The organism is Rhizobium sp. Leaf306 (assembly GCF_001423425.1).
In the GTDB taxonomy this organism is placed as follows: Bacteria; Pseudomonadota; Alphaproteobacteria; order Rhizobiales; family Rhizobiaceae; genus Neorhizobium; species Neorhizobium soli.
Map to the genome: position 1 here is coordinate 757,852 of NZ_LMNX01000003.1, position 15,303 is coordinate 773,154.

At 59.6% G+C, this 15,303-nt stretch carries 12 protein-coding genes; 8 read left to right on the forward strand and 4 right to left on the reverse strand.

What is annotated here, in order from left to right:
• Window positions 1-163: 163 nt before the first annotated feature.
• From ASG19_RS16870 to ASG19_RS16890, 5 genes are read left to right on the forward strand one after another with little or no spacing between them, the layout of a single operon-like run.
• Window positions 164-982, forward strand: a complete 819-nt coding sequence (locus ASG19_RS16870; RefSeq protein ID WP_156466559.1) for a sugar ABC transporter permease — start codon at window positions 164-166, stop codon at window positions 980-982.
• Window positions 982-1,833, forward strand: a complete 852-nt coding sequence (locus ASG19_RS16875) for a carbohydrate ABC transporter permease (RefSeq protein WP_062459888.1) — start codon at window positions 982-984, stop codon at window positions 1,831-1,833. The genes ASG19_RS16870 and ASG19_RS16875 overlap by 1 nt, the downstream gene beginning before the upstream one ends.
• Window positions 1,830-3,932, forward strand: a complete 2,103-nt coding sequence (locus tag ASG19_RS16880; RefSeq protein WP_062459890.1) for an alpha-galactosidase — start codon at window positions 1,830-1,832, stop codon at window positions 3,930-3,932. The genes ASG19_RS16875 and ASG19_RS16880 overlap by 4 nt, the downstream gene beginning before the upstream one ends.
• Window positions 3,929-5,026 (forward strand): sn-glycerol-3-phosphate ABC transporter ATP-binding protein UgpC, encoded by a 1,098-nt coding sequence (gene ugpC / locus ASG19_RS16885; protein WP_062459892.1) that lies wholly within the window; start codon window positions 3,929-3,931, stop codon window positions 5,024-5,026. Before ASG19_RS16880 ends, ugpC begins: the two co-directional genes overlap by 4 nt.
• Window positions 5,026-6,957, forward strand: a complete 1,932-nt coding sequence (locus tag ASG19_RS16890) for a beta-galactosidase (protein ID WP_062459894.1) — start codon at window positions 5,026-5,028, stop codon at window positions 6,955-6,957. Before ugpC ends, ASG19_RS16890 begins: the two co-directional genes overlap by 1 nt.
• A 214-nt stretch (window positions 6,958-7,171) precedes the next feature.
• On the opposite strand, the gene ASG19_RS16895 is transcribed toward ASG19_RS16890, so the two are convergent.
• Window positions 7,172-7,921: a transporter substrate-binding domain-containing protein gene (locus tag ASG19_RS16895; protein WP_062460486.1), complete on the reverse strand. Its 750-nt coding sequence runs from the start codon at window positions 7,919-7,921 to the stop codon at window positions 7,172-7,174.
• 363 nt (window positions 7,922-8,284) lie between these two features.
• Here ASG19_RS16895 and ASG19_RS16900 point away from each other — a divergent pair, with 363 nt between their 5' ends.
• Together ASG19_RS16900 and ASG19_RS16905 are read left to right on the forward strand one after the other, a co-directional pair.
• Window positions 8,285-10,501, forward strand: coding sequence for an EAL domain-containing protein (locus tag ASG19_RS16900; protein ID WP_244476202.1), 2,217 nt, complete (start codon window positions 8,285-8,287; stop codon window positions 10,499-10,501).
• A gap of 152 nt (window positions 10,502-10,653) precedes the next feature.
• Complete coding sequence (locus tag ASG19_RS16905) at window positions 10,654-11,247, forward strand: hypothetical protein (RefSeq protein ID WP_062459898.1); 594 nt, start codon at window positions 10,654-10,656, stop codon at window positions 11,245-11,247.
• A 79-nt stretch (window positions 11,248-11,326) separates the two neighbouring features.
• Here ASG19_RS16905 and ASG19_RS16910 read toward each other — a convergent pair whose 3' ends face one another.
• A complete protein-coding gene (locus ASG19_RS16910) occupies window positions 11,327-11,977 on the reverse strand; it encodes a hypothetical protein (protein ID WP_156466538.1) in 651 nt (216 codons plus the stop codon).
• A gap of 349 nt (window positions 11,978-12,326) precedes the next feature.
• On the opposite strand from ASG19_RS16910, the gene ASG19_RS16915 reads away from it, so the two are divergent.
• Entirely contained in the window at window positions 12,327-12,593 is a 267-nt protein-coding gene (locus ASG19_RS16915) for a hypothetical protein (RefSeq protein WP_062459900.1), read from the forward strand.
• Between the two features lie 81 nt (window positions 12,594-12,674).
• Here ASG19_RS16915 and ASG19_RS16920 read toward each other — a convergent pair whose 3' ends face one another.
• Together ASG19_RS16920 and ASG19_RS16925 are read right to left on the reverse strand one after the other, a co-directional pair.
• Window positions 12,675-13,298, reverse strand: a complete 624-nt coding sequence (locus tag ASG19_RS16920) for a pyridoxamine 5'-phosphate oxidase family protein (RefSeq protein ID WP_062460492.1) — start codon at window positions 13,296-13,298, stop codon at window positions 12,675-12,677.
• A 204-nt stretch (window positions 13,299-13,502) separates the two neighbouring features.
• Window positions 13,503-15,272, reverse strand: a complete 1,770-nt coding sequence (locus tag ASG19_RS16925; RefSeq protein WP_280136956.1) for an adenylate/guanylate cyclase domain-containing protein — start codon at window positions 15,270-15,272, stop codon at window positions 13,503-13,505.
• Window positions 15,273-15,303: the final 31 nt, after the last annotated feature.

The following is a 15,303-nucleotide window of genomic DNA, read 5'->3' on the forward strand; positions in this document are numbered from 1 at the left end:
CAGGAAACCGGGCGCAGCGACCGAAAGGTCCTGCGTCCGGCCGCAATCCGAAGAAATCTGCAGGGGTATCGTCGTGAGCTATTCCGCAACGCCGCCGTCGCGCCGCTCGAAGAACAACAGGGAATGGCTCACGCCATGGCTGTTTCTCGCCCCCGGCCTTTTCATGTTCATCGTCTATGTTCTTTTGCCGATCTTCCAGTCGATCTGGATCAGCTTTCATGACTGGGACGGGCTTGGCGAAAAGGTCTGGATCGGGCTTGGCAACTACAGCGAACTTCTGGATGACGATTCCTTCTACGTTTCCCTCAAGAACAACGTCATCTGGCTGCTGCTCTATCTTCTGGCGATCCCTGCGGGCCTTGCCGTAGCACTTTTTCTCAACCAGTCGGTCACCGGCATCCGGCTCTACAAATCGCTGTTCTTCTTTCCGTTTGTCATCAGCCAGGTCGTGGTCGGCCTGATCTTCACCTGGTTCTACGCGCCGGATTTCGGGCCGTTTTCGAAACTGCTGGAGTGGCTGACGGGCGAGCAGCTGGCGGTCCTGGCGGATGAGCGCTACGTCACCTACGGCATCATCATCGCCGGCCTGTGGCCACAGACGGCCTATTGCATGATCCTCTACCTGACAGGTCTCAACAACATCAATCCGGAACAGGTCGAGGCCGCGCGGATGGATGGTGCCAAGGGTTTCAAGCTCCTCTGGTACGTTGTCCTGCCGCAGCTTGCGCCGGCGACATTCATCGCCATGGTCGTCACCGTCATCGGTTCGCTGCGCTCCTTCGACCTCGTCTCGATCATGACCGCCGGTGGTCCCTACGGATCGAGCCAGGTTCTCTCCTACTTCATGTTCGAACAGGCATTGTCGGAATACGGTTTCCGCATGGGTTATGGCGCCGCGATCGCGGTCGTGCTGTTCCTGATCATGATGGTGTTCATCTCGCTCTTCATTGTGCGGATGCTGGTCCAGGAAAGGAACGCCTGATGTTCCCCTCCCCCATTCAGAACGCATCGCCATGGATGCGGACCGGCTACAAGGTTCTCCTGCCTGTCTCGCTCGTCCTCTGGCTCCTGCCGCTGATCGGCGTCGCCATCACCTCGGTGCGGCCGGCGGGCGATCTTGCAGCCGGCAATTACTTCGGCATGCCCTCCGGTTTCGCCGGTGTCGAGAACTACACGGCCGTCTTCCGGGATTCTCCGATCGGTCTCTACATCCTGAACTCGTTCAAGGTGACGATCCCGACGGTCATCGGCGCAGTCGGCATTTCCTGCCTCACCGGCTTTGCGCTGGCGGTCTATCGCTTCAAGGGCAATCTCGTCCTGTTCTTCATGTTCGTCGCGGGCAATTTCATTCCCTTCCAGATCCTGATGGTTCCGGTTCGCGACCTGACGCTGAAACTCGGCCTCTACGACACCGTAACTGGACTGGTGCTTTTCCACGCAGCCTTCCAGACCGGTTTCTGCACGCTGTTCATGCGCAACTTCATCAAGGGCCTGCCTTTTGCCCTGATCGAATCCGCGCGCGTCGAAGGCGTGTCGGAATGGAAGATCTTTCGCCATATCGTGCTGCCGCTGATGCGGCCGGCGATTGCGGCGCTATCCGTCCTGATCTTCACCTTCGTCTGGAACGACTATTTCTGGGCGACCGTGCTCGTGCAAGGCCAGCACGCCATGCCGGTGACTGCCGGCCTCTACTCGCTGAACGGCCAATGGGTTGCCGCCTGGCATCTCGTGTCCGCCGGATCGATCATCGCGGCCCTGCCGCCGGTCGCCATGTTTTTCCTGATGCAACGGCATTTCATTGCCGGCCTGACACTTGGAGCCACCAAGGGATGAGTGACATCGTAACTGTCGGCTCGGGCGATTTCGCGCTGAGCCTGCGCATGCCCGAAGCCGGAATGCCCGAGTTTCTGGCCTTCGGCCGACCGCCGGTTGTCGCCGATCCGCTGTTTGAGATCGAACGGTCGAGCCGTATCAACGGCATGGACATCGCCGTCCCCTCGGCCGTCCTGTTGCCATCAGGCGGAATGGGCTTTTTCGGCTGGCCGGCGATTGCAGGCCACCGCGCCGGCCGCGATTTCATTCTCGCGTTCAGTGGCTGGTCGGTGGCACGGAACGGAGCACAGACCGTGCTTTCGGCAAGCGACCCGGTCGCCCGGATTGGGATCGCCATCACGCTTACTGACCATGCGTCCGGCGTGCTTTCGATCGCAACCTGGCTCTCCAATGTGGGCGATACCGATTACCAGCTCGATCGCTGCATGGCCGCGAGCTTCCTGGCGCCCTCAGGTGAGACAACGATCACCAGTTTTACCGGCTCATGGGGTCGTGAGTTCCAGACGCGTCGCGAAACGCTCGGCAATGGCCTGTGGATGCAGGAAAACCGCCGCGGCCGCACCTCGCATGACCGGTTGCCGATGCTGTTCGTCGAGACCGGTGACCAGCGTTTCGGCGTTACCCTCGGCTGGAGCGGCAATCACCAGATCGCCATCGACCGTACTGATGACGGCCAGCGCCTCGTCCATCTCGGCGAACTGTTCGAACCCGGCGAGATCATTCTTGCGCCCGGCGAGAGTTACCAGAGCCCAACTGCCTATGCCGGGCCGCATGGCGAGGCATTTCATGCCTTCGTCCGCACCGAGCTTGTCCAGTGGCCGCGCGGTTCCATGAGCCCAAGGCCGGTCACGCTCAACACCTGGGAAGGCAACTATTTCGACCACCAACTGGGTTCGCTTCAGGCGCAGGCTACTGCTGCCGCAGCACTCGGCATCGAGCGTTTCGTTCTGGACGATGGCTGGTTCGGTAAACGTGACGACGACACGACGAGCCTTGGCGACTGGGATATCGACCCCCGCAAATATCCGGACGGACTGAAACCGCTCGTCGATCACGTGACAAGCCTCGGCATGCAGTTCGGCATCTGGTTCGAACCGGAAATGGTCAATCCCTTGTCCGACCTGTTTACCGCCCACCCGGACTGGGCGCTGCAGGTCGAAGGGCGACCACTGCTTGCGTCCCGCAACCAGCTCGTGCTCGATCTTACCCGGCGGGACGTCTCAGACTATCTGTTTTCGAAGATGGATGCGGTGCTTGGCGGCCACGCGGTTTCCTATGTCAAATGGGACATGAACCGCGACCTGACCCATAGCGGCGGTCGCGACGGCAGGGCGAAGACTGCCGCCCAGACACGCGCCGTCTACGCCCTGATGGATCGCGTTCGCGCCGCTCACCCCGATGTCGAGATCGAAAGCTGCGCGTCGGGCGGTGGCCGTATCGATTATGGAGCGCTCGCCCGCACCCATCGCGTCTGGACTTCGGACTGCACCGATGCGCTGGAGCGGCTGGAAATCCAGCGCGGCGCCTTGCTTTTCGTTCCGCCGGAAATTCTCGGCAGCCACATCTCCGCAGACCCCAACCACCAGACCAACCGTCGCCATACCCTGAGCTTCCGGGCGCTGGTGGCAATGGCCTATCATTTCGGCGTCGAACTCAACCCGCTCGAACTCTCAGTCAAAGAGCGCGCCGAACTGGCGCTCTATATCGAGACCCACAAGCGGCTTCGCCCGCTTCTCCATGCGCCCGGCGCCAACTTCCGGCTTGAGCCAATCGATGGCCGTTATGTCTGGGGTGCCGCAAGCGCTGAAAAGATCGTCGTCATCGTTGCGCAGGGACCGCAGATGGTGGGCGAACAGCCATCACCGCTGCGCTTGCCCAAACAGCTCATCCGCTTCGGCGGAACCTGGCGCATCGAAACCGTACTGCCCGAAGCCCCCGATTTCATCCGCATATCGGAGGGTCAGAAGCGATTGCTTTCCGGCAAGATCGCTTTCGATCTGGCGAATGCCGGGCTTGCAGGCCTGCCCTTGCCGATGCTTCGGCCCGAAAGTGCCCTGCTTCTCGAATTAACACCTCACAATGGGAGACAGATGCGATGAGCGACGTCAGCCTGCGCGCCGTCAAGAAAAGCTTTGGCGCCGTCAATGTCATCAAGGGTGTCGATCTCGATATTGCCGATGGCGAGTTCTGCGTTTTCGTCGGCCCGTCCGGCTGCGGCAAGTCCACGCTGTTGCGGATGATCGCCGGCCTGGAGAAGATTTCCGATGGCTCGCTGTCGATCGGCGGCCAGGAGATGACCGATGTCGGCCCGTCCGAGCGCGGCGTCGCCATGGTCTTCCAGTCCTATGCGCTCTATCCCCATATGACTGTTGCGGAGAATATCGGTTTTGGCCTGAAGATGACGGGCCATCCGAAAGCGCTTGTCGCAGAGCGCACAGCCTATGCGGCAAAGATGCTTCAACTGGAGCCGCTGCTGCAGCGCAAGCCGGGGCAATTGTCGGGCGGCCAGCGCCAGCGCGTTGCAATTGGCCGCGCGATCGTCCGCAATCCGGATGTCTTTCTATTCGACGAGCCGCTCTCCAATCTGGATGCGGCGCTGCGCGTGCAGATGCGCTCGGAGCTGTCGAACCTGCATCAGGATCTGAAGGCGACGATGATCTACGTCACCCACGATCAGGTCGAGGCGATGACCATGGCCGACAAGATCGTCGTGCTGTCGGCAGGTCGCATCGAGCAGGTCGGTGCGCCGCTCGAGCTTTATCACCGGCCGAAAAACCTGTTCGTCGCCGGGTTCATCGGTTCGCCGAAGATGAATTTCCTCACCGTTCCCGTGACATCAGGAGAGAACGGCAGCGTCACCGCAAGCCTTCCCGGTGGCGCATCGCTTTCGCTCGACACGCACGGCGCCTCTGTGAAAGGCGCAACGATGACGCTTGGCATTCGCCCCGAACATCTGGATGCGACCGGCGCGGGCGACGTCGTTCTGGACGGCCGCGTGAAACTTGCCGAACATCTCGGCTCCGAGACCCTGTTCTTCGTTTCGCTCGCCGATGGTGCAGAAATTTCGGTAAAGGCCGACGGCCTTGCAAGCCAGCGGGCGGGCGACCCTATCCGCATCGGCATTCCGGCCAGGGCCTGCCATCTGTTCGATACCGACGGCCATGCCGTCGTCAATGGAGATCTCACACGATAATGCTTGGCGTCTGCTACTATCCGGAACACTGGAACGAAGACCGCTGGGAAACCGATGCGCGGCGCATGCGCGAACTCGGCATTTCCTTCGTGCGCATCGGCGAATTCGCCTGGTCACGGCTTCAGCCGAGCCGCGGCAATTTTGACTTCGCATGGCTCGACCGGGCGATGGACGTTCTGACGAAGGCTGGCCTCAAGATCGTGCTGGGTACGCCGACGGCGACACCGCCGAAATGGCTGATCGACGAATATCCCGAGATTCTCCCCTATGACGAACAGGGGCGTCCGCGTGGTTTCGGCTCGCGGCGTCATTACACCTTCTCCTCGGAAACCTGGTGGCGCGAGAGCGCCCGCATCGTCGAGGCGGTCGCGAAACGGTACGGCGACCATCCGGGTCTCGTCGGCTGGCAGACCGACAACGAATACGGTTGCCACGACACGACGCTGTCCTTTGGACCTGAAGACCTGAAGGCATTCCGCCGCTGGCTGCGGCTGCGCTACCAGTCTACCGAGCAGCTCAACGAAGCCTGGGGCTCGGTGTTCTGGTCAATGGAAGTCGCGAGCTTCGACGACGTCGCGCTGCCGAACCTGACCGTGACCGAAAGCAATCCGGCGACGCGGCTCGATTTCTGGCGTTTTCACTCGGAGCAGGTCGCAGCCTATGACGCAATGCAGTGCGAGATCATCCGCCGGCATTCGCCGGATCGCTGGATCACCCATAACTTCATGGGCTTCGTTCTCGATTTCGACCATTTCCAGGTGGCTGACAATCTCGACCTCGCCTCCTGGGACAGCTACCCGATCGGCTTCGTCGAAAAGTTTCCGTTCTCGGAGGCGGAGCGCAATCGCTGGGCCGAGACGTCGCATCCGGATATCGCGCCGTTTCACCACGATCTCTATCGCGCGGTGGGCCGTGGCCGGTTCTGGGTGATGGAACAGCAACCCGGCCCGGTGAACTGGGCGCCCTGGAACCCGATCCCGAAGCCCGGCATGGTGCGCCTCTGGACCTGGGAAGCGCTGGCCCATGGCGCAGAAGTCGTCAGCTATTTCCGCTGGCGGCAGGCACCCTTCGCTCAGGAGCAGATGCACGCGGGTCTGAACCTTCCCGGCCTAGACGAACTTTCGCCCGGCGGCCGCGAAGCTGGACAGGTAGCGAGCGAGCTCGCCACTTTCGGAACTCTGCCGGAAACACAGACGGCTAAAGTTGCTGTTGTCTTCGATTACCAGAGCTACTGGACGACGGTGATCCAGCCGCAGGGCAAGGACTTCCGTTACGAAGAACTGACCTTCCGCTGGTATGAAAGCCTTCGGCGCCTCGGCGTCGATATCGACTTCGTGCGCCCCGGCGCGCCGCTGGATGGCTACGCGCTGGTTATTTTGCCCTGCGTCACGGAAATATCCGCGGATCTGGAGAGGGAACTCCGCCAATTCGACGGTGTAGTCCTGATCGGCCCCCGGACCGGATCCCGCACCCGCAATTTCACCATTCCCGACAATCTGCCGCCCGGTCCGCTCTCCGATCTCACCGGCCACCGCGTGTTGCAGGTCGCGACACTGAGGCCGGGCCTTGCCCAGCCTGTGAAGGGACAGGTCTCGGGAGCGGCGATCCGCTGGCGCGAAGATATAGAAGCGACCGGCGATGTTCTTGCCCGCTTCGGCGATGGCATGCCGGCCCTCACCCGCAAGGAGAAGATCCATTACCTGGCCTGCTGGCCGGATGAGTCACTCCTTGCCGCAACGATGAGCCTGGTTCTGGACGCTGCGGACATCCCCACGTTCGAGCTGCCGGAACATGTTCGTATGCGGCGACGCGGCGAGCTCGTCTTCGCGTTTAACTACGGTGCGGAGGACTGGACGGTTCCAACCGGGATCAGCATCGTGCTCGGCGAGCGCACTCTTCGCCCGTATGAGGTTGCTGTCTGGCGGGCGTGAGCGAGCCAGACAGCAACCAAACACGCGCCTGCCAAACGGTTGCTCGGGAGCTGAACGGGCCCTATGGAACGGTGCGGAACTGACCGAAATGATGCGAGCGGATCTCCACTACGACATTCGCTGAGCTGTATCAGGATTCCGGCTTAGGCCGGTTCGCGGCAGGGTGTCGACCCGACATTCTGGTCCGATCTTCAGGAATGCCAGATAGCCCGCATCAACGGATGCTGAAGGGGAAATATTTCGCGTTGATGCTGTCATAGACTTCGCCAGCCTGAAGCTCCGCCAGGGCCGCATTGATCTTTGCCGTCAACGCAGCATCGTCCTTGCGGAAAGCGATGCCCGCACCTTCGCCGAAGATCGATGTGTCCTTGACGTCGGTGCCAACGAACTTGCAGCAACGTCCTTCGTTCGTGTTCGTGAGCCAGTCGTACACGGCAAGCTTGTCTTCAAGCATGACGTCAACGTCCTCGTTTGCCAGCGCCTTGTAAAGCTCCGGCGAGGAGCGAAACACCGTTGTCTCGGCGCTTGGGAAAAACTTCTTGATGTATGCCTGCTGTGAGGTCTCCGCCGCGATGCCGACGCGCAGGCCCTTGAGGCTTTCGTCCGATATGGTGGTCAAGACCGAGTCTTTGCGTGCGATAAAGACGGAGGGACTGTCGTAGTATTTGTCCGAGAATGTCACGAGTTTGCGTCTCTCTGCACTCATCGACATGGACGATACGATCATGTCGTATTTGTTCGAAAGCAGATTGGGGATCATGTCGGTCCATTCCTGGACGACCAGTTCGCAGGAAAGCCGTGCCGTCTCACAAAGGGCCTTGGCGATGTCGACGTCGAAACCCTGCAGTTGACCGCTGGAGTCCACGTAGTTGAAGGGAGGAAAGCCTCCCTCAAACGCAACCTTGATCTTCTGATCTCCTGCCCGGTCGGCAGCGACTGCCTCTCTAAGGTTATGTGTGGGCAAAAGGAGCAACGAAGCAGCTATACACAGTGTGATCAGCGCTCTGGGGTTCATTTTCGGCATCTGGCTCGCTTCTTGTCGTCCGGGCTCGATTCCCGTATTGGGAATATTAGAACATACAAGGATTAAGAGCTTCTCTCGCATGCTTGTCAGCAGCCAACCAGAAGCTCATCTTGACCCCGGCCGTCTCCGGCATTGCGTGTTTTCGTCATCAATCGCGAATGCTTCAATTTTGAGACATGCTTTAAAAGCATTTCGTAATTAATCCCCTCTACACTTCCGTGGGCGAGGGGAGATTCCGTGTCTTCAAACTGGGTGTTTTCATTGTTGACGCGACTGTCGGCTCGTTCGTCGTCGCAGTCGGTTTTGATCCTGCTGACCGGAACCGGTCTTGCAATATTAGGGCTCGTTGTTCTCGCAGCCATTTGGGCCGGAAGTGAAAGCGACTCTGCGGCGCGCGACAGGCAACGAGAGCTGGTTGACGGCAGGCTGCAAAATCAGGTCGACCGCGTTGCACAGGATATGCAACTGCTGGCGGAAGGCTATGCTTCATTCTTATCGCCCGGCTCTTCGGACAGCGGCACGGAGATATCCAGAAGCGCGTCGATCCAGACGTTTGGTCGGATCGCCACATCCGTCTTTGGCTACAGCGCCGTTTTTCTGATTTCGCCCGACGGAGAACTCGCACTCCAGCCTGACCCCGATAGCGTGCGTCGTTTCAAATGGGTTCGTCCCGTCCTTTGGCCAATGATCTCGGCCGTAACAAAAGGCCTGGAAACCGATGGGCAGCACGCTCCCGCTCCCCAAAAGAACCAGGTGGAGTTGCTCCGGCTGGAAGGCAGGCCCTCGATTGCGGGCATCGTTCCGGTGGTTCATCAGGTGCAAGATGATCCAGGTAAGGTGAAGGCGGAATACTATCTGATCGCCATCCGGTTCCTGGACGGCCCGACGCTCGATATGTTGAGCAGGGAGCAGGGTCTCGCGGGGGCACGTTACGCTCGCACAGCGGATTACGAACCGGGTGAGGTCGCGTTCCAGGTGGCGTCCACCCGCACGGCAGAGCCCATCGGATTTATCGTCTGGAAACCGGACCTGCCTGGTTCTCGCGTTATCGCGCGTCTCCTGCCCTTCCTGTCTGCCGCCGGACTTGTCGTCACCATCTTGTTTTCCGCCCTGCTGCTGCGCCTGCGCTATAGCCTGAAACAACTCGCTGCTAGCGAGACCCATGCGCGGCATCTTTCCCATCACGACGTGCTGACCGGTCTTCCCAACCGCGCTTTGTTTGCGACAAGACTTGAGCAATGTCTTACCGAACTCGGGACACAAGACCGCGAGACTGTCGTCGCGCTGATCGACCTCGACCGATTCAAGCAGGTCAACGACGTCTACGGCCATCTCGCTGGCGATGAGCTGTTGCGTATCGCCGTAGAGCGGATGAAGTCGCTTCTTCGGCCTGGTGACACACTTGCGCGTTTCGGCGGCGACGAGTTTGCCCTCCTCATCCCCTCTCTCGGCCACAACCGAAGCATCATCGGTTTGTGCAACGAGATCATGGCGCGCATCAGCGACCCGTTTCATCTTGTGAACGGTACTGTCGTTGTCTCTATCGGCGGCTCCATCGGATACACGGCCCCTGAGGGCGCGTTTACCACTGCCCGGGAACTCCTTCGTCGGGCAGACGTCGCACTCTACGATGCCAAGGAAAGTGGCCGCGGCCGCGCGGCAGAATACAATAGTTCGCTGGACACCCGCGCAAACGAACGCACCGAACTGCGGAACGAACTGCGCATCATGCTCGAAAGAGATGAAGGTCCGGGTGACACGCAAGGGGTGATCCGCGACAACCGGGTAGGTCATCTGGAAGTTTTTGCCCAAGGGGTCCATCAGGCAGACAGGTCAGGTGATCTTACAGGTGCGGAAGCTCTTGTCCGATGGCGCCACCCGACAAGGGGGCTTCTGTCGCCCGACAAGTTTATTCCGATTGCTGAAGAAGCCGGGATGATCAACCAGCTTGGCCGATGGGTCTTGCTCACGGCGGCCGCCGCTGCTGCGTCCTGGCCGGCTCATCTCTCGATTGCCGTCAACGTTTCCCCGTCACAAATCGGACAGCGCAACTTTGCCCAGATGGTTCTGTCGATTCTGAGGGATTGCGGGCTTTCCCCGGATCGCTTGGAGCTTGAAGTAACAGAGGCTGCCATTTTCAACCTCGACGAAGGCGCGGCCGAGAACCTGAACCTACTCAGGTCACGCGGGGTGAGAATTGCGCTCGACGATTTCGGCACCGGCTTTTCGTCGCTGAGCCATTTGATCGACCTCAAAATCGACCGCGTAAAGATTGACAGGTCCTTCGTCCAATTGCTGGGCTGCAAGGCAGAAGGTGCCGCCATCGTCTCCGCTATCGCCAGTCTGAGCCGGACATTGGGCAAGGCAACAACGGCCGAGGGTGTCGAAACCGAGGAGCAGAGGGAGTTCCTGATCGCAGCGGGATGCGACGAGCTGCAAGGTTACCTTTTCTCGCGACCCATACCGATCGAGGCCTTCGGCCACCAGGTGCGGCCGAGCCAAATACGCCTCTCGTTATAAACGGAACACGAACGGTGGCAGAATTCCATCGGTCGTTTCGGATCTGCCACAACTCTCGACAGTCGATGACGTCTTGCCTACAACGGATCAGGTCGTATGTTGTCTTGCTAACGTTACGGCGCGCGAAACAACTCCTGAGGAGGAAAGCTGGAATGAATTTCTTCCCGAGGGTGGCTTTGGTGGCCGTCGTCTTGCAGTTGGGTCTCGGTCATGCGCGAGCAGACCGTCCTGATCTGGATCAGTCGGTGATGGTGTTCGGTGGCGCTATGGTCGATGAGAATATGCTCGACGCTGCCAACGTGTTCGGTTCTGACTACGAAGATAACGCGTTGATTGGGTTGGGGTACCAGGTGTTCCCATACCAGTTCGGGACGTTCAGATTCGGCCTGGAGGCGGGTCTTACTGGTCGGTTCGGCCAGAGCACGAGCGGCGAGGTGTGGGGCGGTGTCGTGGGCCGACATGACGGCGTCAAGCTTGGTCCTGTGTCTGTCGCGCCATCGTTCACGTTCGGCCTCAGCCATGTCACCAAAAGCCAGAAAGGTCGGGAGCGGGATCACGAGCAGGAACGGGACGGCAACGCACGCACCCTGTTCTACCTTGGACCCGAGCTGAGCCTTTCGAGCGACAAGCTCCCGAACACGGAGGTGTTCTGGCGGCTCCACCATCGCTCAGGCGCATGGGGAACGCTGGGCGACATGCACGGCGGCTCGAACGCCAATGTCGTAGGGGTCCGGTACAAGTTCTGACAAAAAAGGCCCGTATCAGGCTCAGCCTGATCGCATAGCCTGACGTTGGAAATGTCGATCAGCAGATGCCGGCGGGAGATCACACTGACTTTGGGAACAGTGGAGTCACATTCGTGGTTGCATTCCCGGTGGCGGGTTGGAGCTTGTTTGCGGTCGCCTTATCGAGGCCGTGCAGAATCTTTGCTAGCCCTTCCGCCTGACGATAGTAGTCCGGTTTTTCAGGAAGGGTCAGGTCGAACTCGCTGCTGATCCGAGCAATCAGATCCATCGCTCTTGCAGCAAGCCGGGCGTAACCCTCAATGCGGCGCTCGAAAAAGCCGTCATGCGCAGGTTTCGACAAATCGAGGCTTTCGAGAGCGTTCTCGTGGTTGCTAACACGGTTTGAAAACCACAATATCTCTTCGCCAAGATCCGCCCCGAAAAGTTGCCAGTCCGCGTCGTCAGGAAGGATCAGCACTGGTTCGGGAAGATGGAACGCGAACTCCTCCTGGTCCATAGGATTGAACTCAGGCCGGTCATGGACGGCTGCGTAGGCAGCCCCGACGTAGTCATCGAGCGCCAGCATCGTTCGCATTGCAAGGCTGCGCGCGTTCCGGTTTGTCTGTCCCGGACGGACGAGAATGCCGAGTTTGTGGATGGACCGACTGGCGGATCCCAGAGCAAAGCTACCAGCGCCAATCAGCGCTCCCAACGTCATGAAACCTTGCGTTGTGCCGAAGAAATCAATCACCGAGTACCTCGTTAAGTAAGCCCGTCGTGGAGTCGACTGAAGAGTAAAAACCGGAATCGTTCCAAGTGACAGTCTGCACCGAAGCGTGCAGAAAACAAACGTTACCGTTCCAGTTTGATGAGATTTTCAAGATGGAGCGGACGTTACTGGCAATAGATGTGATGCCGAGCAGCCGTGTTCAAGTCTGCGGGCGATGCCCATCCTTCAGCGCGGGGCCTACGTCATAGAGGTTCTCCGTGTCTCCTTGACGAGGCATTGTCACGCGAAACAGGCTTCGTCGCCGGCAACAAGAACCGCGTCCATGCGTTATCGTCGCAACGGTCTCATGGTAACTGCGAAGAGATCGATAATGGAGACGAAGATGGCGGCGGGTGTATTTGACGTTACGCAACTCAACTTGATCAGAGACGCGCACCTCGACTGGTGCGCCGTTAACACCGTTGAGCCGACCAGCGTGTTGGGGGAGGAAGCGGTTGCCTATCTGTTGAGGGCATATGGCGCTGGCTGCGACAGTCCCCAAGAGATGATCGCGTCCCTTGATCGTTACATCAGCGAACGGGCGAGCCACGTACAGCTGGGATCGCCTGCTATACCATCATCCGGCGACGAACGTTGAGACCAGCGGCTGAGGCAACGCTGCCCGGCGACCGACCACGCAATCTCGTGCGTAAGTCTTAGACGATCGTTCGAGCGTCGATCACAAGGCTTTGCCTTCCAAGCGGGCGCGCAGTGTCGCGTTTTCGGCTTCCAGCTGGTGCAGTCTTTGACGAAGGGGTACTACCGCTTCCTCGACCTGCTGCTCGGTATAGCGCGGGATGATGTGTTGTGGGCAGTTCCAGTCGTAAGCCTCGAGCCGAAGCTTGAATAACCGCTCAGGCCTGCCTTTGTAGGTGGCATCGGAGACCAGATCTGTAAGAGCCTGATCGGCATCTAGCGTTAGCCGCTCGACATGTGCGTAGATTTTGAGCCGGGCTCGTCGGACGTAGTCCATCAGGAACAGGCAGGCCCGGTCGTTGGCTGCGAGATTTCCTGCACTGATGTACTGGCGGTTACCTCGATAGTCGGCAAATGCCATGGTTCGATGATCGACGACCTTCAAAAAACCAGCTCTCCCTCCACGGTGTTGAACGTATGGCCACCCGGTTTCAGACACCGATGCCATGTAGAAGCTGTCGCGCGAGGCGATGAAGGCGATTTCGTTTTCCGTGAATGTATCTGAGGGGCGGTCGTGGTAGCCCAACCATATTTGATCCGCACCCATATCCGCCTGTGCGGCTCTCACGCTCGGCGTCACGGCGACTTCCAGGAAATGATACGGCACGTGAACCCCCATATTCAGGCGGGCCCGCATGGTGACCGGACGGTGCGGCGCCGCGGATTGGACTATAGCTCGACCAAATCAAAGATTGGAATGCTCATTCTTCCGGCCGGTGGACATTCCGGCCGCAGTTGATCGGGATCACACTCTTCGGCTCGTCTCTATCGATGCACGCTTTCTCCGGCCAAATTCTTCCTGTCCGATCTCCTACCGCACAACAGTGAAAACCGAGACTTCCTCGCTCTTGCCTTTGACGAGGATGCGGCCGAGCTCCCTCACACCGCTCGTGTCGGCCAGGCTGGCCGCGGTCCCGGCCCCGATCAGTAGGGATACGCCGAGGTTCTTGGATTCCCCCTCGAGACGTGCTGCCAGATTGACGGCATCGCCGAGTGCGGAATAGTCAAAGCGCCTGGTCGAACCCATGTTGCCCACGACGCAATCACCCGTATTGATGCCGATACCGATACGCAGCTCGTGATGCATTCGACCGGCGATCTCCGCCTCACGCGCGAGCTCGGCGTTCAGGCTCGCCATTGAAGCGAGCATTGAAAGCGCGGCTGAAACCGCGTGATCGGCATGGTGGGGATCGTCGAGCGGCGCATTCCAGAATGCCATCAGGCAGTCGCCGATATATTTGTCGATCGTTCCCCCATGGGAGAGCACTATATCCGAAAGCGGCGTCAACAGCCGGTTTATCAGCTCGGTGAGGTGTTGAGGGTCATCCTTCAGCTGTTCGGCGATTGTAGTGAACCCGCGGACATCGCAGAAAAGGACGCTCAGCTTCTTCTTCTCACCGCCAAGCTTCAAACGGGTCGGATCGCTGGCCAGTTGAGAAACAAGGTCAGGCGATAGGTACTGAGCGAACGCTTGCGTGATCTGGCGACGGCCCGCCCGCTCCTTCGCGTAATCGAGCCCCGCCTGCGCAGCGCTCAGGCTGAGCATCGCCAATGCGGGCGAGACCGGAGACACAAACACCCTCCCGAACCGCAACGCGGCGTAAGCTCCACCCAGCATCACGACAAGCGCGACACTGTTGTACAACACGGTTTTCCAACCCGTATCCTTGCGGACCAGCAGCGCCCCGATGACGACCGCACCAAACAGCAGAAATTGACGCAGTGCCTGGTCAGTTTCTGTAACGGAAGATCCCAGTCTGATGTTATCGACGATCGTCGCCTGGATTTCAGCGCCGGCCGTCAGGTGACCGGTGTGGACGGTATAGGGTGTTGCATAGGCGTCCGCTCCGCCCTTCTCCACCGTCGCTGCGGTTTGAAGGCTTAGACCGACCAGAACGATCCTATCCTTGAAAAACCCTTCGGGCAGGAACCGCTCCGGCTCGAGCGCCTGGTAATAGGAAACTGTCGGGTATGTGCGGGCTGGCCCGTAAACCTGAAGCAGTTTGTTCGGCACTCCCACCGGAATTTCGAAACCTGCAGCAGTCGCAACCGTGGCGGCGAAGCCATCGTCATAGGGTGGCAGACGACGCAGAACGCCGTCGCGATCAAGCGTAATCGAGGCAATGCCCGTCAAAGCATAGGCGTCACTGAACATTTGCAGCGGCAGAACCCGCACAAACTGATCCGCCTGCGCAGACGTCACAAGCGTTTCGTCACCGGCGAGCACGACGTCTGGTCCAAGCGCTGCGGCAAGGGCGGCGTCGTCTTCCGGATTGGACGGCTCCGCGAAGATGATGTCCATGCCGATCGTCTTGGCACCGGCCGCGCGCAACGCCGTGATCAGTCTGGCATGCAGGCCTCGTGGCCACGGCCACTGGCTCTGGATTTCGGCGAGAGACGGTTCGTCGATCGCAACGACGATCGGGCTGTCCGAGGCAAGCGGCAAAGGGTTCAGGGTCGAGAGATAGTCGAACGCACGGTTGTCGAGCAGCGACCAAGCTGGAAGCTGAGCGATCAACGTCAATGCGACGTAGATTATCAGTGACAGCGCCGTGAGCTTTAGCTGCCGAGACCCGAGCATGGGCCCGCCGCGGGCATTCGACCGACTACCT

Bases quoted from the DNA above. Each gene is read 5' to 3' on its own strand.
- ASG19_RS16870 (WP_156466559.1), top strand. From the start codon at position 164: ATGTTCATCGTCTATGTTCTTTTGCCGATCTTCCAGTCGATCTGGATC.
- ASG19_RS16875 (WP_062459888.1), top strand. From the start codon at position 982: ATGTTCCCCTCCCCCATTCAGAACGCATCGCCATGGATGCGGACCGGC.
- ASG19_RS16880 (WP_062459890.1), top strand. From the start codon at position 1,830: ATGAGTGACATCGTAACTGTCGGCTCGGGCGATTTCGCGCTGAGCCTG.
- ugpC (WP_062459892.1), top strand. From the start codon at position 3,929: ATGAGCGACGTCAGCCTGCGCGCCGTCAAGAAAAGCTTTGGCGCCGTC.
- ASG19_RS16890 (WP_062459894.1), top strand. From the start codon at position 5,026: ATGCTTGGCGTCTGCTACTATCCGGAACACTGGAACGAAGACCGCTGG.
- ASG19_RS16905 (WP_062459898.1), top strand. From the start codon at position 10,654: ATGAATTTCTTCCCGAGGGTGGCTTTGGTGGCCGTCGTCTTGCAGTTG.
- ASG19_RS16915 (WP_062459900.1), top strand. From the start codon at position 12,327: ATGGAGACGAAGATGGCGGCGGGTGTATTTGACGTTACGCAACTCAAC.
- ASG19_RS16925 (WP_280136956.1), bottom strand. From the start codon at position 15,272: ATGCTCGGGTCTCGGCAGCTAAAGCTCACGGCGCTGTCACTGATAATC.